This window comes from Trichocoleus sp. DQ-A3, from assembly GCF_039961975.1.
GTDB lineage: Bacteria > Cyanobacteriota > Cyanobacteriia > Cyanobacteriales > FACHB-T130 > FACHB-T130.
Genome location: NZ_JAMPKC010000005.1, coordinates 112414 through 138168, shown reverse-complemented (window position 1 = coordinate 138168; position 25755 = coordinate 112414). Strand labels below are relative to the sequence as shown.

The window sequence follows — 25755 nt, the reverse complement described above, 5'->3', positions numbered from 1 at the left end:
TTGATTAAAAACCCGGTTTTTTGAAGAAATCGGGTTTTTTTCTGGTTTCCGGTAGGTAATACCCACCCTAGAAATTAAAGTGCTTTCGTATCATGGTGATAGAGCTTGACGGGGTGACAAGAAAGAGGCGGGCCGATTTTTTTTATACAAACATCACAGTAAATTTACGGTAACTTCACCAACTTCCCCGTAAATACCACTAAATTATGACAGTTCTAGTAAAAAATAGACAGACATACTGAGGGTGCCAAGAAGTCCAGTACCACCTGAAGCGCAAAACCGATAACACGCCTGATAGTCCGGTTGCGGTGGCTGTACGAAAGCACAATCAGAGAACTGATGGAGACACCAAGATGTTAGGAAATGTAAAGTTATCAATCGCTACTGCGGGAGCAGCAGTTGTCACTTTGGGCACAATTGGTATGGCTCCTGTCGAGGCAGCCCAATTGACAAAAGTCGATTACGTTGGGGATGTCATTGGCACTTTTAAGCTCTTGCTTGGCGCAGAAATACCTTTCACCGTGGATGTAGACAAGAGCTACATTATCGATAATCTCAGCGGTAGGCTGAAAGATGAAGGAGATTCAGAATTAACCATCGATCATCCTTTCAGTTATTTAGGAGATTATTTTGGTAATTACCTCAGTAATTCTGTTTCTATCAATTCTTTTAGCGGTTTTGGCTCCATCTTCAAGGGTTTAAGTTATAGTCCAACCGATATTCTTTCTACGTTTAATTTCTCCTACAACAAGATTACCAATATCTTGACTGTCAAAGACTATGATTTCGATAAGATTAAAGTGTGTCTGAGCGGTACGTGTAATATTTCTGGTGAAGGTTCTGGAGCGGGTACTGTTCTGGGATTTATACCTGTTCAGGCCTCTGTGAATTTCAAGGTTTCCCAGACGGCAACACCCCTTGACGTACCCGAACCTTCCGCATTGTTAGGTTTAATTGGTTTGGGTGGTTTCTTTGCTGCTAAGCGCAAGTTGCAAAAAGCAGCATAAATTTTGCACCTTCCACAGTCTTAGCCTAAAAAAGTAGGGAGCTATCTGCTCCCTTTTTTTGTTGCAATTTAAGCGTTGTTGCAATCCGGAATGCCACCTCATCCCTTACCGTAAACAGTGAGAAAGAAATTCTATTTTTCCTTCGCTTCTTTTAGGCATTTTTCCAGGTGATACCGTTTCACCAATTGCTTCAAACAGATACTTCTGTGATGGAAGAACCCCCTCAATCCCCCGTTCACGGAGCAAGGCAAGATTCACGCTCCCCGTACCCTCTTTAATCTCCCCGCTTTTCGGAGCCAAGACAAGGAAGAATTCTGATTCACGGGGATTAGAGTAGGGTGCTCAATGATAAATAATGTTTTTAAAAACGAGATGCACCCGAAGGCAGTGTCCCTAGAATCCTTGCTCTTGGAGCTTCTGGAGCATTGTGGGAACGAAACAGCTAACTTGTTGAGGAGTCTAGTTTGAACAACTGAGGGATGAAAAGATGCTTTTCAGGAGTCACTCGTCTTGTACTATGCCCCGCTTAATCTAAAGAGTTTGTTGACCCTAGAGACGCCATTAATGACCTCTGGAACAAATCATCATAATTGTCTTGCCAGAGTACTCGCCTATCTGAATTCATTCCGACTTTGCTGGGAGTGCCATACATTGCAACGCTGCTGAAACTCTTTCAGACACTAGAAATTCCTTTAGCCAGAGATACACTAAGCCATACTGAAAGGATAAGTATCCTGCTAATACCCCAGCACGTCGATTTTTAAGTTCGCCTAAACCTGAACTTCACTCGAATGGCACTGATATAAGAGCCTTGCGATAAATCTCTCACCTTAAAGCTCGCAACCTGTTAAAACAGGTTGCGAACTTTTGCTCTCCCAGTCTTTGGGTCAGTTAAAACTGACTTTAGCTCTTAGCCCGTTCCCGAAGAGCATTGCTAAAGGGTACTTTAGTTCAGGGCAAAAGTTAAGTGTCATTCAACTTTGATCTATTGTTAACCAGATAACTTATTAATAAAGTTATAGCTACACTGAGTGCAATGGATTCGGTTAATGCTTATATCACTTTTAACTATCTTCCCAGGTCGATTTAACGGGAGCGGTGAGGCTAAACGCTCACAATTCAACCCGAATTCCGACTTCAGTGCTGAAGCATCTCCTAAGCGAATTTTGCTCGTTGAGGATAACCAAACGAATCGACAGCTGCTAAATGACTATCTTGGTTATCTGGGATACCAAGTTTTCTCCCTAGCCGGGGGGGCTGATTTTTTTCAGACGATGGCTGAGTTTCAGCCGCACTTAGTTTTGCTAGACTTAAAATTACCAGACATTGATGGCTATACGCTACTCCAGCAAATCCAAGAAAGGCCAGACTGGCTCCACATCCCCGTGTTTGTCGTTTCCGCCTATGCTTTTCAAGCAGATGAAGAGCGTGCCCTTAGTTTGGGGGCACGTCGGTTCTTTGTTAAACCTGTGAATCTAGTTTCTTTGAGACAAGCTATTGCAGAAGAAATTCATTAACGACTTCGTGAATTTCTGGCAATTAAATCAATCGTTATTCACTTTTATTTTCGTTAATGTATTTTTCCACGGTGAGGCTTAGATTTTGCACAGAAGAACTTATTCCCCTAACCTGAGCTTCTACTTGTGCCAATAACAAGATCACTGTCTGGAGTTGGTTGAGCGTGTCATCCATAGCGTTCCGATATTGATTCTCAAACTCTTCCAATTTCATAATTTTAACCAGAGGGAGGTAGTTAGCAAAAAATGTTGTAGCAGCATTTTAAAACCAATTTCAACTTAAAAGCTGAAAGATTAGCATTATTCGTTATAACTTTATCTAACCTGGTAATGACTTCAAGAAAGCTTAACTGATTTCCGGAAAGATATCTCATGTTTAAAAATTAAAAATAATGCGAATTTTTACTGAGTTGTGAAGTTAGTAAAAAACGTTAATTACGAATTTGCACTGATATTTAGAATTAAATAAAAATGGTAGCTACGAAATTTTACCAGCTAAAAAATCCGTTACTGTTTGTTCAAGGGCGCGACTTAAAAATTAACAATTGCTGCTGTCTAGGAGTGTATTAGGATGACAGATCCGCAAACCCTAAGAAATGGGAACGAATTATTTCCCGCCACAACTCAAGCTGGTTATCTATCGGCTGAAGGAGCGATCGCATCTACAAAAATCCTGCCGCTCCTCAAAGAGCCAGAACGCCTGGAAAGCCGTCTGAAAGAGATTCCGCCAGAACCAGGGGTCTATTTTATGAAGGATGTTAGCGATCGCATCCTCTACATTGGCAAGTCGAAAAAATTGCGATCGCGAGTTCGCTCTTATTTCCGCGACTCCCAAAAATTGAGCGATCGCATTATGATGATGGTGCGGCAAATCGCAGAGATTGAATTCATCGTTACCGACACCGAAGCCGAAGCACTCGCGCTAGAAGCCAATCTAGTTAAGCAGCATCAACCCTACTTCAACGTGCTGCTCAAAGATGATAAGAAGTATCCTTACGTTCTGGTTACGTGGTCGGAAGAATATCCTCGCATTTTCATTACTCGGAACAGGCGTCTGGGAAAAGAAAAAGATAAGTATTATGGCCCTTTTGTGGATGCAGGTTTGTTGCGAACCACGTTACGAATCGCAAAACGGCTCTTCCCAATCCGCCAGCGTCCGCAACCTTTATTTAAAGATCGTCCTTGCCTGAACTACGATTTAGGGCGGTGTCCAGGCGTCTGTCAAAAGTTGATTTCACCAGAAGAATATCGCAAAACAATCCAAAAAATCGCGATGGTTTTCCAAGGACGAGCCGGAGAACTGATTGATATTTTAACGGCGAATATGGAAAAGGCAGCCGAAGAGCTAAACTTTGAGGTAGCAGCGCGGATGCGAGACCAAATTGCCGGGTTAAGGTCTTTGAGTGCAGATCAAAAAGTGTCTTTGCCAGATGATACCGTTTCGCGGGATGCGATCGCTCTGGCAGCTGACGCCCAACACGCCTGCATTCAATTGTTCCAGATGCGTGCGGGAAAACTGGTTGGTCGTTTAGGCTTTGTGGCAGAAGCGCAATCAGGTACACCGGGAGCCATCTTGCAGCGGGTGTTAGAGGAACATTACGCAAATGCAGAGTCCGTAGAAATCCCGATAGAAATTCTGGTGCAGCACGAGTTGCCAGAAGGGGAAATGCTCACAGAATTTTTAACGGAGCGAAAAGGGCGAAAAGTAACGCTACTTGCTCCCCAGCGACAAACCAAGGCAGAATTGATTGAGATGGTGGAGCGCAACGCCCAGTATGAACTAGCGCGGATGCAACGATTAGGCGATCGCAATACCCAAGCAATGGAAGATTTAGCCGCCATCGTTGACCTACCCGACTTACCCCACCGGATTGAAGGCTACGATATCTCCCACATTCAGGGAGCGAATGCAGTGGCGTCTCAGGTAGTCTTCATTGACGCTATACCCGCAAAACAGCACTATCGCCACTATAAAATTAAGAATCCCACCGTTACTGCCGGTCACTCGGACGACTTCGCCAGTCTTGCGGAAGTTATCCAGCGGCGTTTCCGCAAGTATGCTGAAGATCCGCAAATGCAGCGAGTTGGGAATCCCGATTGGCCCGATTTAGTAATGATTGACGGCGGGAAAGGTCAGCTTTCATCGGTTGTCGCCGTCTTGCAAGAGATGAATTTAATGGAAGACTTGCGAGTTGTTAGTCTTGCCAAGCAGAGAGAGGAGATTTTTTTACCCGGTGAGTCTTCACCGTTACAGACAGATGCAGAACAACCAGGGGTGCAATTGTTGCGACGACTGCGGGATGAGGCGCACCGATTTGCAGTCGGTTTCCACCGTCAGCAGCGCAGCGATAAACTGAGGCGATCGCGTTTAGATGAAATTCCAGGATTGGGCTTTCAGCGACAGAAACAACTCTTGGCGCATTTTCGTTCCATTGATTATATCCGCGAAGCAACTCCAAAGCAGCTAACTGAGGCTCCTGGTGTTGGCCCTAAGTTAGCCCAGGAAATCTACGATTATTTCCATCCGGCTTGAAATGCCAAAAGCGATTCACCCTGATTTCAATAGCAATCTTAAGTGATTGATGAAATCCTCTGCTTTCTCTCCCTCTCTTACTTCGCGTCCTCTGCGTCCTTGGCGGTTCGTTAAAAAAATATCTTACAAATCAAAGAGGATTGCTGTAGACAAAATTTAAACCGTAGAGGACGCAAGAATTGAAAAGCCGTATCTTAATCGGTCTGCTGATAGTTCTAGCGCCCTTCAAGGTACTAGCTGACGAAGCACACCCGCGTTTATTTCTAACTCAAAGACGGATCGAACAAATCCGATCGGCAATTCGGGTGCCGCGATCGCATCATCAGCAAGCATTCAATGCCCTGAAAGCGCGAGTAACCCAGAACAACTGGCGCATTTATGATGGCAACCCGAATGACGGCAACTGGAACTATGCCCGTTCCTATCTGGCACGGGAAGCAGCGCTGTTGTACTTATTGACAAATGAAAAGGAGTATGCACAGATTGCCTACCAAGCCCTCTACCTCATCCACCGAGATCCAGACCCGGATAACCGCCTGCCGGAAGCGCAGTATGGGCTATCTAGGGCGACGGTGGGACAAAATTTTGCGATCGCCTATGATTGGGCGTATCGCGGTTGGACTCCACAGCAGCGAGATTACATTAAAGACAAAATTAATCTCGCCCTCGATGCTTGGGAGAATTTCCGTCACCCCAACCTCAGTAATCCAGCAATGGCTTCTAACTGGGTAGCAGTCTGTCGGGGTGGGGAACTGGTGATGATGCTGGCTGTGTACGAGGAACGCAACCGCGCCAAGCGATACACTCAGCTCAAAGGGTGGCTGAAAACTCACCTAATCAACGCTTACGGTCAGTTGGGCTTAAGTCAGGAAGGGATTGGTTATGACAGTTATGCAGGGATTTTTTTAGTTCCAGCGGTTTATGCCCTCCGGAGTGTTGGCGATGCTGAGCTTGACGCTGATTTTACCGCACGACATTTCTGGAAATTGGTCATGTACGCCGGTGCATTTATGATGCATGAATCGGGCGATCGCTACTTTCTTCAATCTGGCGTATCCGGTGCAGGCATCGGTGACGAAGGCTGGACGAGTCTCCTCCTGGGATCGGTACCCCCACGCTTATTGCCTTTCTACCGCTACTTTTACGATCGGCACATGGGAATAGATGCCCCAGGCACCCCAGCCGAGAAATTTGACAAACAGAGGGGCGCAACGATCTGGTCGCTAATCTATTACCCAGAAAGCGCCCCTTCCTTTAATCCAACAGGTTTGTTGCCCTCGTCTGTGGGGGATGAAAAAAGAGGCGCTTACTTTTTCCGCGATCGCTGGCAAGATGAGAACGATATCCTCGTGTCGGTGATGGCAGATAGCGATCGCCACCAGAATGCTTGGGATCAGTCAGAAGCCTTCCAACTTGGCTTACTCGCTTACAACCATCATTTCATCGGAGGGCCTGCCAAAATTTCTGGCAACCCTGCCACTTTTAGCACCCTCTTGGTGGACGGAAAAGCACAGCGCGATCGCGGTACAACGGGAAGGCATGAATTTTTCAATTCCAACCCAGATGGCGGTTACGTCATCATCGACGGTGGGGAGAAATACGCCAGTTTGGGCTTAAGCAGCGCCAAGCGCCACCTCCTGGTCAAGTTTTCTGAAACTGATAATACTGCTGTACTGGCAACGCTCGATCGAATTCGGGATGAGGAGGCGCATACCTACACCTGGCAACTCAACCTCGGAAACGAGAAAGGTGATGGTGGCGTCACTGCAACGGTTGGAATGGAAGGCGGGTTGTCAACTTTTTTGCTACGCGGCGGTAGTGACAGCTACCTCAAAGGCTGGGTGCTGCACCCAAAAGCAGCAGTAGTAACTGCGGGCGATCCGTTGCAAGTCAGTATTTCCGGGGCAAATGCCGAAATCTGGATTGCTACCTTTGTAGGCAGGGGAATCCCGCCTGTAGCAACTATCACGGGTACGGGGATGGCAGCCGTTCTGGAAGTGGGTAATGTGCGACTGCGCTACGACGCTGATACGAATCGAACGATCGCCGAATACAGAGACGACGTGACAGAAGTCGGCAAGACATTTCCGAAACAATAGCTGCCAGTTGTTGCAGCCACTGGTCCTATGCCACCCTTCTGGGAAGAACTACGATAGACTCAACCTGCTGAATCCTGCCTGGGTATGATCTACTGTCCAAATCCCAATTGCCGCGATCGCCTAAATCCTGACAATTATAAATTTTGCCAAAATTGTGGCTCCCATTTATTACTGAGAAATCGCTACCGTATCCTCAAACCGATTGGTGGTGGCGGATTTGGCAGAACCTATCAGGCAGCAGATACTGACTGTATGAATGCGCCCTGCGTGGTAAAGCAATTTTTACCATCCTCAGAGATTCAAGCCAATCCGAAGGCGCTGGAAAAAGCAACGGCAATGTTTAACCAGGAAGGCGTGCGGTTGTTTCAACTGGGAGAACATCCCCACATTCCCAGACTGCTTGCTTACTTTGAAGAAGATAAGCGCCTGTATCTGGTGCAAGAGTTGATTGCGGGACTCACTTTACGTCAAGAATTGGCTACTCAGGGAGCTTTTAGCGAACAAAAAATTAGACAGCTTTTGGCTGAGTTACTGCCAATTCTCAAATTTATTCACGAACGTGGGGTGATTCACCGGGATATCAAGCTAGAGAATATTATGCGTCGTCACCGAAACGGCAGGTTAGTCCTAATTGATTTTGGCGTCTCCAAACTGGTAACAGAGACGACGATGGGGCAAGTGGGGACAACGGTGGGTACCGTAGGATATACGCCGATGGAACAAATGCACGGTCATGCCTACCCCGCTAGCGATCTCTACAGTTTAGGAGTCACTTGCGTTTGTCTGCTCACCCAATCTCTTCCTACATTAGGTGGTTCTGATGGTCTTTATGAACCGCTAGAGTGTCGCTGGATGTGGCGAGAGTGTTTGCCAGATGGCACAACCATTAGTCAAGAGTTAGGTCAAATCTTGGATAAACTGCTTCAGCCTTTACCTAAGGATCGCTATAAATCGGCTTCGGAGGTGCTGGAAGCCTTGCACTCTAAACTTACTAGACCTTCTGATGTCAATGTCACGATACCCACGATGGCTTCCTCTCCCGCTCATCTCAGGGCATTGGGGATAAATTACAGCAAACTGCGGGATTTCCTTACCACCCGGAACTGGAAGGAAGCAGATCGGGAAACACGAATGCTCCTGCTGAAAATTTCCCATCGAGAACCAGAAGGCTGGCTGAGAGTTGAAGATTTTCAAAAGTTTCCCTGCCAACACCTCAGTACGATCGATCGACTCTGGGTAAATTACAGCGACGGACGCTTTGGCTTTAGCGTCCAGAAGCGCATTTGGGAAAAGATTGGCGGAAAACCTAACTTTGACTATGCCACTTGGTGTCGTTTTGGCGACCAAGTGGGTTGGCGTGTCAAAGGCAATTGGTTAAATTACTCGGATCTCACTTTCTCCGGAAATTCTGCCCCATCGGGTCATCTTCCGGCTGGAGGATTAGAAGAGACTGGATTGGGTCGCTGGGATTTGGTGTGTTCTTCTCTGGTGGCGAGACTCGCCAAGTGTAAAATTTGCTAATGGCTTATTGGATTTTGATTCATTCTTAGGAACGTCGATTAAAGAACTTAGGCTCGTTCGCGTTCTGTAGGGGCATACCCAGAAAAAGCCCCTACAGTCATGCCCCTACAAAAGAAATCGGGGGTTAATAAATCCACACTCCTTAATAAAGCCGACTCAACACGTACTCAGCCATGTCAATTAGCGCTTGACGGCACTCCGAGTGCGGTAAATCTGCTAATTGTTGAACGGCGAGTTGGGCATGATGTGCAGCTAATTCGCGCGATCGCTCAATGCCCTGGCTTTCTTCAATCAAGGCGATCGCTGCTTCTAAATCCCCCTCCTCTGTAAATTCCCGCTCAATGAGCGCCTCCAGGTAAGGTTTTTCTTCCAAGGCAAATAACACGGGTGCTGTTAGATTGCCACTTTTTAGATCCGATCCGGCTGGCTTACCTAAAGCTTCTGTCGAACCCGTGAAGTCAAAAATATCATCCACAATCTGGAAAGCCAAGCCGAGATGACGTCCGTAGCGATACAAATTTTCTGCCGTCTCCTCCGAGACATCACTGAGTAGTCCAGCCGCCTTCGCACTGTTAGCCATCAACGAGGCAGTTTTGTAGTAACTCTTCTCTAAGTAAGCTTCGAGGGACATACTGGCATCAAAGCGATTCAGCCCTTGCTGAATTTCTCCTTCTGCCATATCCATAATCACTTCTGAGAGCAGTTTCACTACTTCTAAATTATTCAAATTTGCCAAATACCAAGAAGATTGGGCAAATAAAAAGTCTCCCGCCAACACAGCGATGCGATTGCCAAACCGGCTATGAACCGTGGCAATACCGCGTCTTACCTCGGATTCATCCACCACATCGTCGTGTACCAGACTAGCGGTGTGAATCATTTCCGTAATTTCTGCGAGACGTCGGTGACGTGGGGTAAGGTCTTGATCCAGCATGGTTGCCCGCGATATCAGCAGGACGATAGCGGGTCTAACGCGCTTTCCTCCTGCCCCAAATAAGTGTTCTGCCGCCGCATACAGGATGGGGTGACGGGCACCAACCAGCTTTTTCAAATTCTCCGTCAGAACACGTAGGTCTGATTCAACAGGGGCAAAGAGGGAGGTCACTGAGGTCATGGATCAGCTGACTCTGGCTTAATAGTTACGAAATTTTACATTCCTGTCATTTATTTTAAGCTAATGCTCCCCTACAGGGAAGTTTTGTTCCTTAGAAGATGCCCCCGCAGCCTTTTTTTGAAATTGTATCGACTTGTAAAGTATCTAAAAAAATCCCTCCTAACCCTTGGGGATCTTGTGTTACTCTAATATGTAAGGATTTGAAAAGCTTAATAGAGTTACTGAGCCAAAAAATTACAGAAAACACTTACGTGTTTGTAATGAATTGGTAAAGGATGGCAGATTTTTGGTAGGCGGTAGCATTTCCGGCTTCCTGCATCTTTTTCTAGCGTTAAGGCTCTAGGAAAACTAGCCATCCGAAAATAAAGGACTTTCAATAGGCACTGTAGATTAGCTTGCTATCTACGGGATTGCCGAAAAAATCTCAGATTATTTTTATTAATTTTCTGGGGTTTTAGTTAAATCAAGAATTTTTGGGGCGACAGCGACCTCCAGAATTCCTATGGGCAGCCATATTCTCAAGCATTGACTCAAGTCTTGACTTGGGGCATTGTCTTGGGAAAAGAACTTGTATAAAAATTTACATTCCGCTACTTGTGATTGTGCGACACTATGACGTATAATGATATGCCTCTGATTATCCCGTTTTTAGCCACTGGTTATTTATTGACGGTTTACCTGCTGTTGATTCTGGCACAGCGAACTGTGAAAGGTGCGGGTAGGACGAAGTCCATACCCTAGCGATCGCGACAGAAGTATTAGCCGTTTGCAGCACGCTCACCTCATCGATCCGCGATTAGCAGTCAAATCTAGAATTTTGGATTGAAGAACCCATTCTTCAATTGACTGCTACTCGCTTAGCTCTAGCGGTAATTGCCGATGTAGCACTGTCGGTAAATAAACTTTTTCTACCGCAGGCGTACACCCCAGCCACTGTACTGACAGTTGTGCAAACTGTTCGGGACAACCGCTCACGGCAAATCGAGTTGCTAGAGGCGGGCGGGTGTTTCTCAGTCCTAGTAAATCCAGCTCTTGTGCAGCCGCAGCCACTACATGAACTGCCGGATCGCATAGCTTCACCGACCGGGGCAGAATTTTCCTCAGGACGGGTGCTAAGTGGGGATAGTGGGTACAGCCATAAACAAGCGTGTCAATACGATGGTGCAGTAACGGTGCCAAGTACTCCCGCGCCACTTCTAGGGTGTAAGGCTCATGGATGCGGTTTTGCTCAATCACCGGCACAAACTCTGGGCAACCGACTTGCCAAACTTGGGCAGTGGCGTCAACTTCTAAAATCGCGCGACGATAAGCGTTGCTAGCGGCAGTGGCTGGGGTAGCAATGACTCCAATCCGGTTGCCTAGCTCAACAGCCGCGCGGGCACCAGGCAAGATAACTCCCAAAATCGGGAGAGGAAACTCAGACCGCACTGCCTCTAAAGCGAGGGCAGAACTGGTGTTGCACGCCATGATCGCCATTTTGACGCCCTGCTGCATCATCCAGATGAGAATTTCGCGCACAAAGTGCAAAATTTCTGCCTGAGAGCGAGTGCCGTAGGGCAGTCGAGCCGTATCGCCAAAGTAAAGAATCGATTCGGATGGCAGCTGCCGGTAGAGTTCCCTCAATACCGTCAGCCCGCCGACTCCGCTATCAAAAATCCCAATTCTGGCTCGTTGAAGAGCCTCATTTGTTTTTTGTTCCTTATTCATCATTAATCAACCACTCCCCACAAACCGGCATTTAGAGACTTTGTTGAATGTACTGTAGAATACCGCGAGCGATCGCTCTTGCCATCTGGCTCTGGTAATTTGGCGAAGCCAACTTCACAGCCTCTTGTGGGCTGGACACAAAACCAACCTCCACTAAAACAGCGGGCATCGAACTCTTCCTCAGTACATAAAATCTCGCCTGCCGCACTCCTCGATCTCGGATATCAACGTTCTGCAAAATACTATTGTGAATGGTTTGCGCTAAACGCCCACCACTAGAGTAATAGTAAGTCTCCAGCCCCTGCACATCAGGACGCCCACCAATTGAATTGGCGTGGATACTGACGAATAAATCGGCATTGGCTCGCTCAGCCATCGTTACTCGTGGTTGCAAGTCTACAAAATAGTCATCCTTTCTCGTCATCACCGCCTGGATGCCCTGTTGCTCTAGCAATGCCGCTACCTGCTGTGCAATCGGCAAAATTACATCGACCTCTCGCAAACCTCTATAACCGATGGCTCCAGGGTCTTTGCCTCCATGTCCGGCATCTACAACCACAACCAATCGTCCAACACGGGGGCGGGGTCGCGAAGGCGGATTGTTATTCTGAGGCGGCGGCACGTTAACAGAACCCGTGGGCGGAACCCGAATAGGGCCTGTGGGAGGAACAACCGAGCCAAGGCGACTTCGTTGCAGTTGCAGTGCTAAAAGTTGGTCGCTCACCTGATTGAGTTCTCCAACCTGTACCCCTGAGGCTGGTTGCACCAGAATAACGACAGTCCGCGAGTCTTGCTGCTGCAAACGCACCCGCCGCACTGAAGTGGTGGCATCCAGTTGAGGTCCCCTAACTCGGTCAGCTAGTTCAGCGGAAGGAATCGTAATTCGATAAACTCCCTCTCTTGCATCCCATCTGCCGGTGTATCTGACAGACGCATCCGCCCGAATTAATAACTGGGTTCCGGAAGAAGCGAGTTCAACCGATTGAATTGTTGCTAACTGATTATTCGGACGGTTGGTGGGGACGGGTTGGCTGGGTGCAGTTGAAGGCGGTCTAGACCCCCCCGAAATGGGAGAGGGTTGATTTCCAGCTAGTGGTGGGCTTTCAATGTCGCCAGCACTCGTACCCTTCGGCAAGATGACAATACCGCCAAAATCGCTAACACTTGCCAGCCAGTCCGGGCTTTCTCTCCTCACGTTCATCGTGACGCGAACGATTGAGGGTGAAGTATCAACTTGGGACAATAAGATGCGACTGACGCCATAGCGATTCACCGTCGAAGAAGGCGATGTAAGACTGCGGGAAAGGGTCGCTCCTCGCAGGTCAAAAGTAATGTTTTTGCGATCGCTACTCCGGTTCACCTTAATAATCTGCGGGCGACCCCCATTCGTCTTTAGGAAAAACCCATCTCGCGTTACCTGCACATCTTCGATTTGAGCAAGCGACCCAACCGTTACGTTTGGAGGTGTCTGACGAATCGGTGGGCGACTCAGCACTGGAGGCGGCGAAGGATTTCTAGGAGCTTGATTGGGAAGAGGTTGCAAAGGGGGCGGCGGAGAATTTCCCAAATCTAGATCTCTGGGTGCTAGATCTCTGGGTGAAGGATTTGACACCTGCGCTACTCGTTCGGGCTTTGGTAATTGCACCGACCACTGGCTGGGGGAAGCTCCTCGAACTAGCACTTTTTCTGGATCGAGGGTGTAACCAGGGTCTAATTCAATCACCATCCGAGTAGTATTACCTTCAAACTGTCCTACTCGCAGAGAACGCAGCGATCCAGCCAACTGCTGAGTCACCGTTGAGCGCCCCAAGCTGGTACCGGGCAGATCGATTACCACACGGGTCGGATTGGCAAGCAGTTGCGCTCGCGGTTGAACTCCATCATCCGTCCTAAAGTCTAGTCGGTTCTGATTGGCATCAAAACGCCAATACACCAGTCTTGCCGCATTCGCGGGAAGTGAAACGAGAAAAATGCTCAAAAAACTGGGTAATAGCCAGTAAAATCTCACTATCGTTGCTCCTGAAAAAGGCAAAGACCGTAATAATCGGCCTGTACGCTGTAGACCTGTTTCGGATGTTTTCGGTTCACATCCGGTGCATTGCGGTAAACAAAGTAAACGATTTTAGACTGGGTTGAACAATATCACGACTTTGGTCGCAATGCAGAATAATCGACTAGGCATGACTTTTTTCGCTGGAAAAAGCCAATTACCATCGGGAAGATGCCTGGTGTATGGAGTTTCTCATCAGAGATTTTTGTTCTCAGGGCTTGGCAATGATAACGTCTTGATGCTGCCTATTCCCAAGCCACGCGAGCCAACACTTTTCTCAAAGCGAGAGAAACCTTTTAAATCCGATTAAATCCGATAACCAACCCCAAGGGACGTAGATAAAGTGACTTAAGTTTCACAAAAACCGTTTGCTGTTAGTTTTTTGTCAGTAGGTACTACGGAGTAGGTAGTCGGTGTTGATTGTATACCACCACTACCCACTACCCACACATGAATTAATAACTAATCGCTTTCCTTAGCAGGAACCGATGCAGGCTCTTGAAACACAAACCGTAATAAGGGAGGTGCTAAAAAAGTTGTCAAGATGACCATCATAATAATCGCGGCTTCTGTGGCTTCAGACAAAGCACCGCTGGCAGAACCAACACCGGCAAAGACCAACCCGACTTCGCCTCGTGGAATCATCCCGACGCCAATCGCTAATCGGTTGATCTGAGGTTGACCAAATACGACTAGACCCGTAACAACCTTTCCGAGAATTGCCACGACAATCAGGAACATAGCCATGAACAACCCTTCCCGGTTACTGGGAACCGCTGGATTGAGAACTCCTAGGTCAGTTTTAGCCCCAACCGTTACAAAGAAAATCGGCACCAGCAGATCGGCAATAGGCACTACCTGCTTTTCCAGTTCTTTACGCTTATCCGTCTCGTCTAAGACTAAGCCAGCGGCAAAAGCTCCCAAAATGGCTTCTAGGTGAATAGCGGCTCCCACATAGGCCATCAAGAATGCGAAGATGAAAGCCGGTATGACTAGCCCGCCGCGCGTCTTGAGCTGATCGGCGATCGCTACAAAGGATTTGTTAAAAACCTTACCTAGCAGAATCGCACCTAGTAGAAAACTACTGGCGCTGACGATCAGATAAATGACGTTGCTGACATCTACTTCACCCGTTTTTGCCAAACTAGCTACCACTGCCAAAACGATGATACCCAGAACATCGTCTATAACCGCAGCGCCCAGAATAATCTGACCTTCTCTAGAAGTGAGACGCCCCAATTCTGAGAGAACTTTGGAAGTAATCCCAATGCTGGTTGCAGTCAAAGCCGCACCCGCAAAAATCGCCGGAACCGCTGGCACGCCAAAAAAGAGCATCAGCCCCGCAGTGCCAGCTGCAAAGGGCACCACTACCCCCACCACTGCGACGACGACTGCCTGGATACCGACTGCCATCAGTTCCTTTAAGTTCGACTCCAGACCAATTTCAAATAGCAGTACGATTACGCCCAGTTCTGCTAAAACGGAAATGACTTCGCTCTGGGTTTGAAATACTTCACCAATCGTGTCGAGACTTAAGCCAGAAGTGCCTTGCAAGAAGGACATCAGGACAGAATCAGAAGCGACTGACCCGCTTTCTGGAAATACCAGCAGATGCAGGGCGGAGATACCCACCACTACACCGCCGACCAGTTCGCCTAATACAGGCGGGAAGCCCATCCAGTTTGATATCTCCGCCCCCATTTTGCTAGCGAAGTAAATGATGACTAAAGTCAGTAACACTGCCGCTAAGACCACTGGACTTTTTTCTGCTTCTTGTGTTGCTGTCGCTAAGACAGCAATAGTTTTGCTCGAAAGTGAGAGTGAGAAAGTTGGGCTTAGTAAACTAAGCCAGTGAGCTGCATCTATCGGCATGAGTTCTGCACAAAATCATTCTTTTCAATGTACAAGCTTCTTTACAAAATCAAGCTTTTATCTGGGGATTTAACAAGAGTCAAAGACCTGTCAAGATGATGGCTTGAAAGGGGCGCGGTCAATTTCGCGGCGCGATCGCATAGTTGAATCTAATCCCTGAAAGCAAAGTATAAATACTTACCATCCCCGATAGGACTGGCGATCGGGCGATACCCCTTGCATTGCAACTAGCACTATTGCCTGAGTTGCTAAAACGGTAACTGCTGAGATTTTTTGGCTGTGGTAGTGGCAGATTAGGAACATTCCACCGGCACAATGAAAAGCAGCTGGTGCAGTTCTAGTATGAGACAACACGATCTAATGAATCGAACTCCATCTTTCGCAAGTTCCTGGTATCAGCGTCAGGCAATATCTTTCGCCGTGGGTCTTTTAAGTGTAATCATGACGAATCCAGCGATCGCCCAAGAGAAAATGTTGCGAACCATCACTGTCACTGGCAGGGGAGAAGAATCGATTGCAACAACGTTAACGCTGGTGCGGCTGGGGGTTGAGGTTCAGGGTAAAGTAGCTGCGGATGTGCAGCAGGAAGCAGCACGACGCTCTAGCGCAGTGGTGGATTTGCTAAAATCTCGCAATGTCGAAAAATTACAAACCACTGGCATTAGCCTCAACCCGACTTACAGCTACGAAAACAACGTCCAGCGTCTGACTGGGTATACCGCCACCAACATCGTTAGCTTTCGAGTTAATAATCAAACAGCCGGAACGCTTCTGGATGAAGCAGTGAAAGCTGGGGCGACGCGAATTGACGGCATTAGTTTTATTGCTGCTGATAGTGCGATCGCGACCGCTCAAAAGCAAGCTTTGCGCGAAGCGACTCAAGATGCCCAAGAGCAAGCGGATGCTGTTTTGAGTGCCCTAAATCTTACTCGCCGGGAAGTGGTAAACATTCAAGTTAATGGTGCTTCTACGACGCCGCCGCCCCCAATGCCCCTAGCTGACATGGCTTTGCGATCTGGAAAAGTAGAGGCGTCTACACCCGTGATTGGTGGCGAACAACAGGTAGAGGCATCCGTGACTCTACAAATTACCTATTAGGAATATCTGTGGGCTTTTGCCCACTTGATATTTCTGAGGAATTCGATAACAGATTTTATGACAACTTGCGATCGCTCCTCACCAACAACGCCTTAATGCTGGTGCTGGTATCCCGCAAGGAACTGAGTGTTTACGCAAGTGAGTATCGCTTTGTCTATGCTTGTTTTTCAACCTAGGTCACGTTCTCAAGTTGGGTGAACTGACTACAGAGTAGGACTTCTAAAAAGGTAATCAGGCAATTTGAAGCGTACTGGGTTCAGGGATGGATTCACCTTCTGCAAGCCATGCTTCTAAGTACATTTCAATCACTTCTTCGCCCTTGTGAATTGCTTCCTCACGAGTTTTGCCGTGAGTGCAAGGCATGACAACGCGATCGGCAAACTCTGGAATCGTGACTAGGAAAAGGTGATCTTCATCTGACCACTGAATAACCATGCTGTATCGATTCATGAATCTTCGTCCTCTCTTAATTCCTCCAATTCAGCTAATAATTGCGCTAACTGCCAGCGCTAGACTGGGTGTAGTAAAAGTTTTCTATGACTTCTGGTTCGTCTCCTTTCTGCCCGTTTGTCGCTGGCTCAAAGATTGAAGACTATTGGCGGTTTGTCGGTTACTGACTTAGGTGAGCCTATACCGCATACTTCGGTAAGCGTGGAATTATCAACAGAAATATGCTAAACGCATTTTGCTTTTTCAAAAGGGAATATCATCGGAGTTATCATCGTTGGGACTTAAATCTCTATTTTTATCAATTGGAGTATCGCTATTTAATTTTTTTCTCAAATTTTCCATGTTGGGATAGAGTATATCTTCCAAAGTCATTCCGTATAAAGCTGCTGATGCCTCCAGGTTAGCTATTGCTGGATTGCTATAGATAGGGCTAGTTTCAGAAATTGGGTTACTTATCTTAGAAAGCGCTTCTTGAGCGGCTTGCCGAATCATTTCTTGGCTGTCCTGCAAAAGTTCAATTAGAGAAGATACTGCTCTAGAATCTTTGAGGTTACCTAGTGTTATTGTTGCCCAGTATCGAGTTAGCCAATACTCTTCCTTGAGAGCATCAATCAGTGGTTCTACTGCATTAGTACCGCCTGCCAACCCCAGGTATAATGATGACATCTGGCGAAGATAATCTAAATTCTCCTCATAAGCTGTATTAGTTTGCGGTCTTTTTAGAACTCTAATTAAAGGTGCTATCAACTTTTCGTCATGAGAAAATCTCAAGGTGTCACCAACGTCTTGGATATAACTCAAACCAGTATTTATATCTAGTTCTGGCAGTCTTAATTCTACCTGCTCTATTTGGTTTAGTGTTGCCGAAACTATTTGTTCCGCATTATATTTCTGCCAAATTTCTAAAGCTTTACTTTCGTCTTTGCTGAAATACCTATTACTATTTATATAATAAGCCTGTTCATAACAATCTGCTATGGTCATCATCATATTAGTGAGACTGGCATATTTTATAAGCGTGTCATTACCACCTCCCTTAAAATCTCTAAAAATGACTGGAAAAAGCTGGGAATTTTTATCAAATACCAAGTAACCATCTCTGCATTCACGTCCAATAAATATCGTCAATTTTCTTCCCTGGTTCCATCTCAGAGATTCTGAAACTGCTAATGGGAAGGGGTAAACACCAAAGCCCATAAAAAATCCCCATCCCTGGCCTGCATCGAATAGCCAATCAAATTCATATAGTGAATTATCGTATTGAGTTCCATTGCTCCATTGATATAGTTCACAAAGTTCTGGTGGTAATTGTAGTCTTAAATCTTTAGAAATTTCTTCAATTTCCGCAGAAGATAAACCAGGTTTGACTAAAGGAGCATTATTTTCTTCCTCTGGAGAGCGCAACCACCATCCTTGTGTTGCTTCTGGATGTTCGCGGTTTTGTCGCCGCAACCAATTTAAAATCCTATCTAAAGCTTCTATTAAATCTGACATGTAATTATTACTGACGACTGTTTGAGTACGCTCCGATTCTAAATCTTGATAAAAGTGTTCAGTGGCTCCCACAAGCTCAAATAGCTCTCCCGACTACTGAAGCAACTATCTGATTAACACCCGTACCTTGCGGGAGAGCTACTTGGACGAGGAATCTGTCCGTGAGTTGCTCGTGCATCCTGTGGAGGACTTCCCCGACATCTGCGATCGCGCTGCTGTAGATACCATTATTCATCTCACTCGCTGCGGCGGTGAGGATTTCTGGGAAATGTGGCGAAGTTTGAAAGATAGCGATCGCAACTTACTACAAAGTCTAGTTTACAAAGAAGCGATCGCACTGCAAGACACAACGCTTTTGCAGACAACAGAGGATGGCTACTGCTTCCAAGTGCCTTTAGTAGAGAAGTTTATCAAACGTGTAGTGATGGAAATTTGATATCTTCTCAACCCTATAGCAAAGTCAGCATCCTTATGGTTGAAATAACCCATCTCAGATGTCTAACCAATCCCATAATTCTTGTTGCTTTTTCTTCATACTCCTAAGATGACGAAGGAGAACAGCCAAAGGATTGATTCCCTGTAACAATAGCAAAGTCATCCAACACAGAGCCTTGAGTTGACTGAAAGGTGTCGGTCGGGTTAGCGCCTCATGGATAGCGATTCGGGCTTCATCAAGAAAACTGTCATACTCCCCAATAATCGTAGATTCATGGAACACGCCAGCGTTAATGCCATGAATACCACTCACCCAGTCTCTTCCCATCAGAATTCTCTCCAATAGGCTAACCTCAAGGTGATATAAGTCGTGGTAGTGAATCCACCTATCTCGGACTCGGACAGGCTGATCGCCGATTTTGACCAGAATTAGGCTGATACAACCCAGCATTTTCTTGAGGCTGACGATTCTGGGATTGTTTACGCAATAGCTGAAGTACAACCTCACAAAGGTAACTCGGAAAGTGCGATCGCCAAATGAACCAAATTTGTGTTTCTTGTCAGCACAAACCCGGTTGGGAGTTTGAGAGACTTGTCCTGTGGCTGGTGTTGGGGTGTCAGTGCTGGAAAGGGTCGGACTACAAGCTTCGTCCAGGACTAGAAACAAGTAATAAGGAACTTCAGAATAGCGCTTTTTTAATCTCCACCCTAGCTTATTATCCGCCTGTGAGCCGAGACACTGCTTTAAGCGGCGCTTTAGGTCACAGCGATATTCTTGTAGAGTGCTAGCCGGTAGGTGTTGGCGATACTTGTGAATGACAAAAGCCCGCAGCAGCAATTGCTTGAGGCGGGCAGCAAAAACGGTATCCTTAGAAACGGAAGCCCCTCCTCCCCACAAGGCTTGGTTTAGAGCCATTTTTTGTCGTTTCGAGAGTTGATTTTGTTGAAGCCGCGTCCCCAATGTCTTCTTCATGTTCCGCAATTGGTATCCGAATGCTTAATCACATCTGTATATTTAGTTCGTGACAAGTTCAGATTTTTTTGGGAATTTGAGAGGCATTATTGACATGGCAATACCAGCAAATTAGTTTTTCGGGGTAGCACCTGAGGGACTTACTCCATTTAGAGCGAGTATTATCGGGAATTGTGAAGAAGTTTGTAAGATAGCGAGCGCAACTTCCTGCGGTGTCTAGTTTCAGGAGAAACTCCCACAAACTAAAATCCCAGGATTGTCCGAAAACTGGTTAGGAAAGAAGTGTTGCATCAACAAGGCGATAGCGAAGCACTAACTTGTCAGTTCGCATTTTTGTGCCTTTAGTGCAAAAATTTATTGAACAGATGGTAGAAGAGGAAGAATAGGCAAGGGTTTCAGCAAGTTCTCCTGGGTACTTTTATCGATGAGAAGTACCATAAGCGATCGCTTGTGTCAGAAATTCTTACTAATCCGTGGAAGATTATCCAACTACATTTTAAGTTAATTAAACTCTGCGTTAACCTCTGCGTACCTTTGCGTTAAAAAACAAAAAAGGTGGGCATTGCCCACCCTACATAAACTAACCCTTAATACAGACAACCTGTTTCAACGTCGCCACCACTTCAACGAGATCCGCTTGATTAGCCATGACTTGCTCGATCGGTTTATAAGCGCCCGGAATTTCATCCAAAACGCCCTCATCCTTGCGGCACTCTACACCATTTGTTTGCTGAATCAAATCATCCAATGTGTAGACATTTTTAGCCTTATTTCGAGACATCAAACGTCCAGCGCCGTGACTACAAGAACAGTAACTTTCAGCATTACCTTTACCCTTAACAATGAAGGATTTTGCCCCCATTGAACCGGGAATAATGCCATAATCTTCTTCACGCGCCCGGACTGCACCTTTGCGAGTGACATACACATCTTCGCCAAAATGCACTTCTTTTTCGGCGTAGTTGTGGTGACAGTTCACTGACAGCAGCGGCTTTGTTTGTTTACCCCCAGCGAGATGCTTTTCTACAATCCGCTTGAAACGCGCCATCATCACGTCACGGTTGAAACGGGCGTAGTCTTGCGCCCACTGTAGATCGTGCCAGTAGGTGGCAAATTCAGGCGTACCAGCGACAAAGTAAGCTAAGTCTGGATCGGGTAAGCGATCGCCTGCTAGTTTCGCGAGTTCTTTAGCCGTGCCAATATGGTTTTGTGCCAGCATATTGCCGATGTTGCGCGAACCAGAGTGCAGCATTAACCAGACAGAGTTCTCCGTATCTAAGCAAACTTCAATAAAATGATTCCCACCACCGAGAGAACCCATCTGCTTCATGGCTTTACTTTCTAGGCGCTTGACTCCTGAATGTAATTCCTTGAAATCTCGCCAACCTTGCCAGTTAAGGACTGCTTTTTCAACATCTTTGTTTTCATTGAAACCAACCGGAATCGCTGCTTCTAAATCCAGACGAATTTGCTTTAGCTTACCCTCCAATTGTTCGGCAGTAAAGGGTGTTTTAATTGCCATCATCCCGCAGTTGTGGACAAAAACGCCAGCACTTAGGGCAAAGTTACCATATTCTGGCACTGTCAAGCAGTAAACATCTTCTCTTTCTGCCAAGGGAATAATTTCGACTACTTTATGGTTGTAGCCGTGTTGATTCTTTCTGTGATTATGAAGCCCGATTGGACTTTTGACTTCATCTCCACAAGTTTCACAGATGTAAATCCGATTAGCAATTTCCTTGCTCTTGTATCTTCCCTTTTCGCTGGTGTTGTATTGAATTAAAAACTGCTTTCCTCTGGCCCCATTTCCCGATACGGATGCCCTGAAATGTTCTGGACGTTCCTGCATATATTGAAGAATATGTTTCGTCCCTCTTTCAGAATAATATCTGTATCCATCCGGAGTAGTGGCTTTAGCCGCGATCGCTTGCTTTCTTTTTTCCTCAAACTCTAACGATTGCCAATGGGTATTCCTGTCTACTAATGAGCGGTGATAAGCAGAATGATCTTTATCACCCATAAACTCTAGATTTTCTGGACGATTGTCAGCTTGCTCAAAGTTCTTGTGGTGAATAACAGTTTTCTGACCGTTAAATGAAGGAACTTTCCCTAATAACCCAGACCGAGCAATAACCCAGTGCGCTTTTTGCCATCTACCTGAATAGGGTTGCTGGATTAAAATATATCCATCTTTATCTACTTGGGAATAAAAAGGCATCAACGAAGCACCAGCTTTGAGGTCGCCAGCTTCCTGATAAGTGCCGTTTCTGAGCATGAATTGATGGTCAGGGGTACATTTGATTTCCTCTCCGTTGTCGAGAACTACCTTTAAGAGTTCTGCATTACGACGAGTTAGCTTAGCCGTAGCCTTCGCGGCTACAATTCTTTGAGTCTCGGTGCAGGAATAGACAACAAACTCTTGCTGAGCTTTGGCTAGTTCTCCGATTGGGTAGGATTTACCATCAGCTAAAGGAACCAGAGTGTCACCAGTAAAGCAACCAATATCCACACCGACAGCAGCTGGCATAATTGCTTCTTTAGTCGCCACAACAGAACCTACCAAGGCACCTTTGCCAAGGTGAACGTCTGGCATCAGCGCTACGTGTTTGAATACAAATGGCAGGGAGGCAACATTCTTTGCCATCTTGGTTTCATCGGAACCAAGGGCATGATTTGCCCAAGATAGCACTGGCACTGGGGTTGAAATTTCTAGCTTTTCGTATGGCATAAACGTTTGCCGCTGATATTTGATATTAAAGATCCGTGACGCTGCAAGCCTACTATCGGTCGCGATCGCAATCTGGGCTGAGGTAGCTCTCGATATAATACTTTATGTATTACTTATATAATACATGAGGGGATGCGGGTTTGTCATCTCCCAAAGACATCCGCAGGAAGAGTTTCTGCGTTATAAATAGCATTAAGATTTGTAAAGAGGAGAACGCTCCTCAGGTAATCTACAACAACGCAGATAAAATCCTATGGCGGTTGGCAAGAACTCAATCTATGAGCGCTTCTTAGCACCTGTGGTTCGGCTGTTGATTGATGAAGAGAAGCTGCGGAGTTTCTATGAGAGTGTGGATTGGGAGCAAGAGGGCGATCGCTTCCGGAAACCCAATCTTTCCTATCCCTCCTACTACAGTAGCCAAAACTTCCACGGCATTGAGCGCGGTTATCTTAACCCCGGTGCGGCAGTTTCCTACGACCCGATTACCCAGTACGCCTTGCCTCCCAACGAAACTTGGGTACGCCAAAGCTTGATTGATGCGATTGGAGGGCAACCGCGACGGATTTTAGACTTAGGCTGCGGTACCGGCTCAACAACGCTGATGTTAAAGCAAGCTTTCCCGCAAGCGGAAGTCATTGGTCTAGACTTGTCGCCTTATATGCTGGTGATGGCTGACTACAAAGCCAAAAAAGTACCGCTAAACATCCAATTTTTGCAAGGGAATGCTGAAGAAACTGGCTTTCCTGATGCGTCCTTTGACCTGGTAACAGCTTCTTTGTTGTTTCACGAAACACCACCCGCCGTATCTCGCGCCATCTTGCGGGAAAGCTTCCGCCTGTTAAAGGCTGGGGGAGAGGTGTTGATTCTCGATGGCAATCAGAAAACGATTCGCCAAGTAGATTGGCTAAGTGATATTTTTGAGGAGCCGTACATCAGAGCTTACGCCAGTGATAGCGTAGATGCCTGGATGGGAACCGCAGGATTTGAAGCGGTGCAAACTCAGGATGTGTTGTGGATACACCAAGTTACTAGAGGCATCAAACCCATCCCAGTTCAAAACCCTGGCTCGGTATCAACATCCCGTACAGCGACCAGTAGCACGGCAGATAATGAGGATTTGGAGGGCTTTGGTGCCCCAGCTTTTGGCACAACGGCATGACTTTGAAAGCAGTTCTGTTTGACTTTAACGGTGTCATTATTAACGATGAGGCAATTCACCGCGAACTAATTGATGAAGTTCTAATTTCAGAGAATCTGCGGTCTAAACCAACAGATTACCGACAATTTTGTTTAGGCAGGAGCGATCGCGCCTGTCTAAATCAGCTGCTGAAAAATCGCGGTAGGTTTGTCACTGAAAACTATTTAACCGAATTGGTGAACCGCAAGGCGCAAGCCTACCAGCAACGCTTAGAGGCGCTGGAAAAGCTACCTATTTATCCAGGCTTGGAAGACTTCATTAACCGATTGCGGATGCGAGAATTGAAACTGGGTGTAGTCAGTGGCTCCATCCATTCTGAGGTAGAACTGGTATTAACTCGCACCGGAGTGGCTGAGTTCTTTAGCGTCATTGTTGCTGGTGACGACATCAGCGCGAGTTCGCCAGAACCCGATGGATATCTTCTGGCAGTGGAACGCCTCAATCAGCAATATCCTCATCTCAACCTACTGCCATCGGAGTGTCTGGCGATTGAAGATACCCCAGCCGGAATTCAAGCTGCAAAGATTGCTGGTGTGCCAGTAGTGGGAGTAGCGCATACTTACCCGTTTCATATGCTGCAACGCTGGGCAAACTGGGCTGTCGATGAGTTTTCCGACTTAGAATTAGAGCGGGTGGAACAAGTCTATTCTCGAAGTACACCCCAGGCAACGATCGGATAAACCACTGACTCTGTACGGATAACGCGATAGTTAGTTGTTTCTGGCTGGATGCTAGAATATTGAAGTTCAATAGCTCATAGCTTATGGCTATTAGCTCACAGCTTGGGGAATTAGCTCAGTTGGTAGAGCGCTGCGATCGCACCGCAGAGGTCAGGGATTCGAGTTCCCTATTCTCCATTAATGTACGTTCGCAAATTAAATGTCGCGATTCGCAAATTAATGTCGTTTTTCGCACAATCATGTCGTTCTTCGCAAATTAATGTCGCTTTTCCCTCTTGAGCATCTGTTCGCAAATTAATGTCGCTGTTGATTGGCAACAGTTGGTTTGTGTGATCGCAGCGCTCCTTTCAACCCCCCTAAATTTGTGAGACGATCTACCACTATTATTCTATGATTCCAATTGCTGGTGCAGCTCCAGAAAATTTCAAACGCTCCTAGCCTGGAGGGTTGTGGAGACTGCTGGTAATCCTAGTCAGAGAACGTGGTTTTAAACTTTCAACCCACCCCAAGGTGGGAAAGCTGATGAAACGACCGAGAGCTTGAGCGGGGGATGATTGTAACTCAGCTTTCAACCCGCCCCAAGGCGGGAAGGCTGATGAAACTGAGATTTTCAACCGAATTTTCCGAGTAATTTCATCCTTTCAACCCGCCCCAAGGCGGGAAGGCTGATGAAACTCCTTTGGCGATCGCGCTACCTGGTTCTAGTGCTAGACTTTCAACCCGCCCCAAGGCGGGAAGGCTGATGAAACTTAAAGCGGATTGGAAAAAATTCAATCGTATTCTTTCAACCCGCCCCAAGGCGGGAAGGCTGATGAAACGATCGCCGGTTGCCGAACATTTATTGCAATGGCTCCCTTTCAACCCGCCCCAAGGCGGGAAGGCTGATGAAACGACACAATTTTTGGCGATCCACGAGACCCCCGTTGGCTTTCAACCCGCCCCAAGGCGGGAAGGCTGATGAAACACAATTTCTCATCTGGATTATGCTTCCAAATGCGTTCGCTTTCAACCCGCCCCAAGGCGGGAAGGCTGATGAAACCCAGAGCCAGTGAAAGATGCGATGTGGGAAATCTTTCAACCCGCCCCAAGGCGGGAAGGCTGATGAAACCGCGCCCGCTGAAACCCTTGCCTATACAAGCTGACAAATACATTTTTGTCGGCTGATTTTAAATTACTCATTTCAGCTCTTTCCCAAGGAGAAAGTTGACTGACATGAAACTCTAAAACCAAGACTGGACAGGAGTTTCGACCGTTTGACGGCATTGCCAGGATTTTGACC

Annotated in this window: 20 protein-coding genes, 1 tRNA gene and 1 CRISPR repeat array; of the genes, 11 read left to right on the top strand and 10 right to left on the bottom strand. The window is 46.7% G+C overall.

Annotation, left to right across the window (positions count from 1 at the left end; all coding sequences use genetic code 11):
• Window positions 1-353 precede the first annotated feature (353 nt).
• Entirely contained in the window at window positions 354-1007 is a 654-nt protein-coding gene (locus tag NDI44_RS11535; RefSeq protein WP_190414925.1) for a PEP-CTERM sorting domain-containing protein, read from the top strand.
• A 1049-nt stretch (window positions 1008-2056) separates the two neighbouring features.
• Window positions 2057-2524 (top strand): response regulator, encoded by a 468-nt coding sequence (locus NDI44_RS11530; RefSeq protein WP_190414924.1) that lies wholly within the window; start codon window positions 2057-2059, stop codon window positions 2522-2524.
• 34 nt (window positions 2525-2558) lie between these two features.
• Here the strand turns inward: NDI44_RS11530 and NDI44_RS11525 are convergent, their stop codons facing one another.
• A complete protein-coding gene (locus tag NDI44_RS11525) occupies window positions 2559-2738 on the bottom strand; it encodes a hypothetical protein (protein WP_190414923.1) in 180 nt (59 codons plus the stop codon).
• Between the two features lie 357 nt (window positions 2739-3095).
• Here NDI44_RS11525 and uvrC point away from each other — a divergent pair, with 357 nt between their 5' ends.
• From uvrC to NDI44_RS11510, 3 genes are all read left to right on the top strand, one after another.
• Complete coding sequence (gene uvrC, locus NDI44_RS11520) at window positions 3096-5057, top strand: excinuclease ABC subunit UvrC (RefSeq protein ID WP_190414922.1); 1962 nt, start codon at window positions 3096-3098, stop codon at window positions 5055-5057.
• Between the two features lie 179 nt (window positions 5058-5236).
• Entirely contained in the window at window positions 5237-7156 is a 1920-nt protein-coding gene (locus NDI44_RS11515; RefSeq protein ID WP_190414921.1) for a hypothetical protein, read from the top strand.
• 84 nt (window positions 7157-7240) lie between these two features.
• On the top strand, window positions 7241-8677 hold the full coding sequence (locus tag NDI44_RS11510) for a serine/threonine-protein kinase (RefSeq protein ID WP_190414920.1): 1437 nt from the start codon (window positions 7241-7243) through the stop codon (window positions 8675-8677).
• A 142-nt stretch (window positions 8678-8819) separates the two neighbouring features.
• Here NDI44_RS11510 and sds read toward each other — a convergent pair whose 3' ends face one another.
• The 5 genes from sds to NDI44_RS11485 form a co-directional block, all read right to left on the bottom strand.
• The gene (gene sds, locus NDI44_RS11505) at window positions 8820-9791 is read right to left on the bottom strand and encodes a solanesyl diphosphate synthase (RefSeq protein ID WP_190414919.1); all 972 of its coding nucleotides are present in this window, start codon (window positions 9789-9791) and stop codon (window positions 8820-8822) included.
• 849 nt (window positions 9792-10640) lie between these two features.
• Window positions 10641-11501: a glutamate racemase gene (gene murI / locus NDI44_RS11500; protein ID WP_190414918.1), complete on the bottom strand. Its 861-nt coding sequence runs from the start codon at window positions 11499-11501 to the stop codon at window positions 10641-10643.
• 28 nt (window positions 11502-11529) lie between these two features.
• A complete protein-coding gene (locus tag NDI44_RS11495) occupies window positions 11530-13506 on the bottom strand; it encodes an N-acetylmuramoyl-L-alanine amidase (protein ID WP_190414917.1) in 1977 nt (658 codons plus the stop codon).
• Between the two features lie 504 nt (window positions 13507-14010).
• Window positions 14011-15420 carry a cation:proton antiporter gene (locus NDI44_RS11490; RefSeq protein ID WP_190414916.1) on the bottom strand — a complete coding sequence of 470 codons (1410 nt, stop codon included), beginning with the start codon at window positions 15418-15420 and terminating at the stop codon, window positions 14011-14013.
• Window positions 15421-15597: 177 nt separating this feature from the next.
• The gene (locus NDI44_RS11485) at window positions 15598-15774 is read right to left on the bottom strand and encodes a hypothetical protein (RefSeq protein WP_348235279.1); all 177 of its coding nucleotides are present in this window, start codon (window positions 15772-15774) and stop codon (window positions 15598-15600) included.
• A 6-nt stretch (window positions 15775-15780) separates the two neighbouring features.
• Here NDI44_RS11485 and NDI44_RS11480 point away from each other — a divergent pair, with 6 nt between their 5' ends.
• Both NDI44_RS11480 and NDI44_RS11475 read left to right on the top strand, forming a co-directional pair.
• Window positions 15781-16518 (top strand): SIMPL domain-containing protein, encoded by a 738-nt coding sequence (locus NDI44_RS11480; RefSeq protein WP_190414914.1) that lies wholly within the window; start codon window positions 15781-15783, stop codon window positions 16516-16518.
• A gap of 8 nt (window positions 16519-16526) precedes the next feature.
• The gene (locus NDI44_RS11475; protein WP_190414913.1) at window positions 16527-16694 is read left to right on the top strand and encodes a hypothetical protein; all 168 of its coding nucleotides are present in this window, start codon (window positions 16527-16529) and stop codon (window positions 16692-16694) included.
• Between the two features lie 55 nt (window positions 16695-16749).
• On the opposite strand, the gene NDI44_RS11470 is transcribed toward NDI44_RS11475, so the two are convergent.
• Entirely contained in the window at window positions 16750-16968 is a 219-nt protein-coding gene (locus NDI44_RS11470; protein WP_190414912.1) for a type II toxin-antitoxin system HicB family antitoxin, read from the bottom strand.
• 243 nt (window positions 16969-17211) lie between these two features.
• Window positions 17212-18534, bottom strand: coding sequence for a HEAT repeat domain-containing protein (locus tag NDI44_RS11465; RefSeq protein WP_190414911.1), 1323 nt, complete (start codon window positions 18532-18534; stop codon window positions 17212-17214).
• A gap of 70 nt (window positions 18535-18604) precedes the next feature.
• Here NDI44_RS11465 and NDI44_RS11460 point away from each other — a divergent pair, with 70 nt between their 5' ends.
• The gene (locus NDI44_RS11460; RefSeq protein WP_190414910.1) at window positions 18605-18898 is read left to right on the top strand and encodes a hypothetical protein; all 294 of its coding nucleotides are present in this window, start codon (window positions 18605-18607) and stop codon (window positions 18896-18898) included.
• Between the two features lie 54 nt (window positions 18899-18952).
• Here the strand turns inward: NDI44_RS11460 and NDI44_RS11455 are convergent, their stop codons facing one another.
• Entirely contained in the window at window positions 18953-19870 is a 918-nt protein-coding gene (locus tag NDI44_RS11455; RefSeq protein ID WP_199304961.1) for a hypothetical protein, read from the bottom strand.
• A 580-nt stretch (window positions 19871-20450) separates the two neighbouring features.
• The gene (locus tag NDI44_RS11450) at window positions 20451-22598 is read right to left on the bottom strand and encodes an RtcB family protein (RefSeq protein ID WP_190414909.1); all 2148 of its coding nucleotides are present in this window, start codon (window positions 22596-22598) and stop codon (window positions 20451-20453) included.
• Between the two features lie 253 nt (window positions 22599-22851).
• On the opposite strand from NDI44_RS11450, the gene NDI44_RS11445 reads away from it, so the two are divergent.
• The 3 genes from NDI44_RS11445 to NDI44_RS11435 all read left to right on the top strand — a co-directional run bounded on the left by NDI44_RS11445 (window position 22852) and on the right by NDI44_RS11435 (window position 24653).
• Window positions 22852-23757 (top strand): class I SAM-dependent methyltransferase, encoded by a 906-nt coding sequence (locus tag NDI44_RS11445; RefSeq protein WP_190414908.1) that lies wholly within the window; start codon window positions 22852-22854, stop codon window positions 23755-23757.
• The gene (locus NDI44_RS11440) at window positions 23754-24476 is read left to right on the top strand and encodes an HAD family phosphatase (RefSeq protein ID WP_190414907.1); all 723 of its coding nucleotides are present in this window, start codon (window positions 23754-23756) and stop codon (window positions 24474-24476) included. Before NDI44_RS11445 ends, NDI44_RS11440 begins: the two co-directional genes overlap by 4 nt.
• A gap of 104 nt (window positions 24477-24580) precedes the next feature.
• Window positions 24581-24653, top strand: a tRNA-Ala gene (locus NDI44_RS11435).
• A gap of 315 nt (window positions 24654-24968) precedes the next feature.
• Window positions 24969-25584: a CRISPR direct-repeat array (repeat unit 37 nt; unit sequence CTTTCAACCCGCCCCAAGGCGGGAAGGCTGATGAAAC).
• Window positions 25585-25755 lie beyond the last annotated feature (171 nt).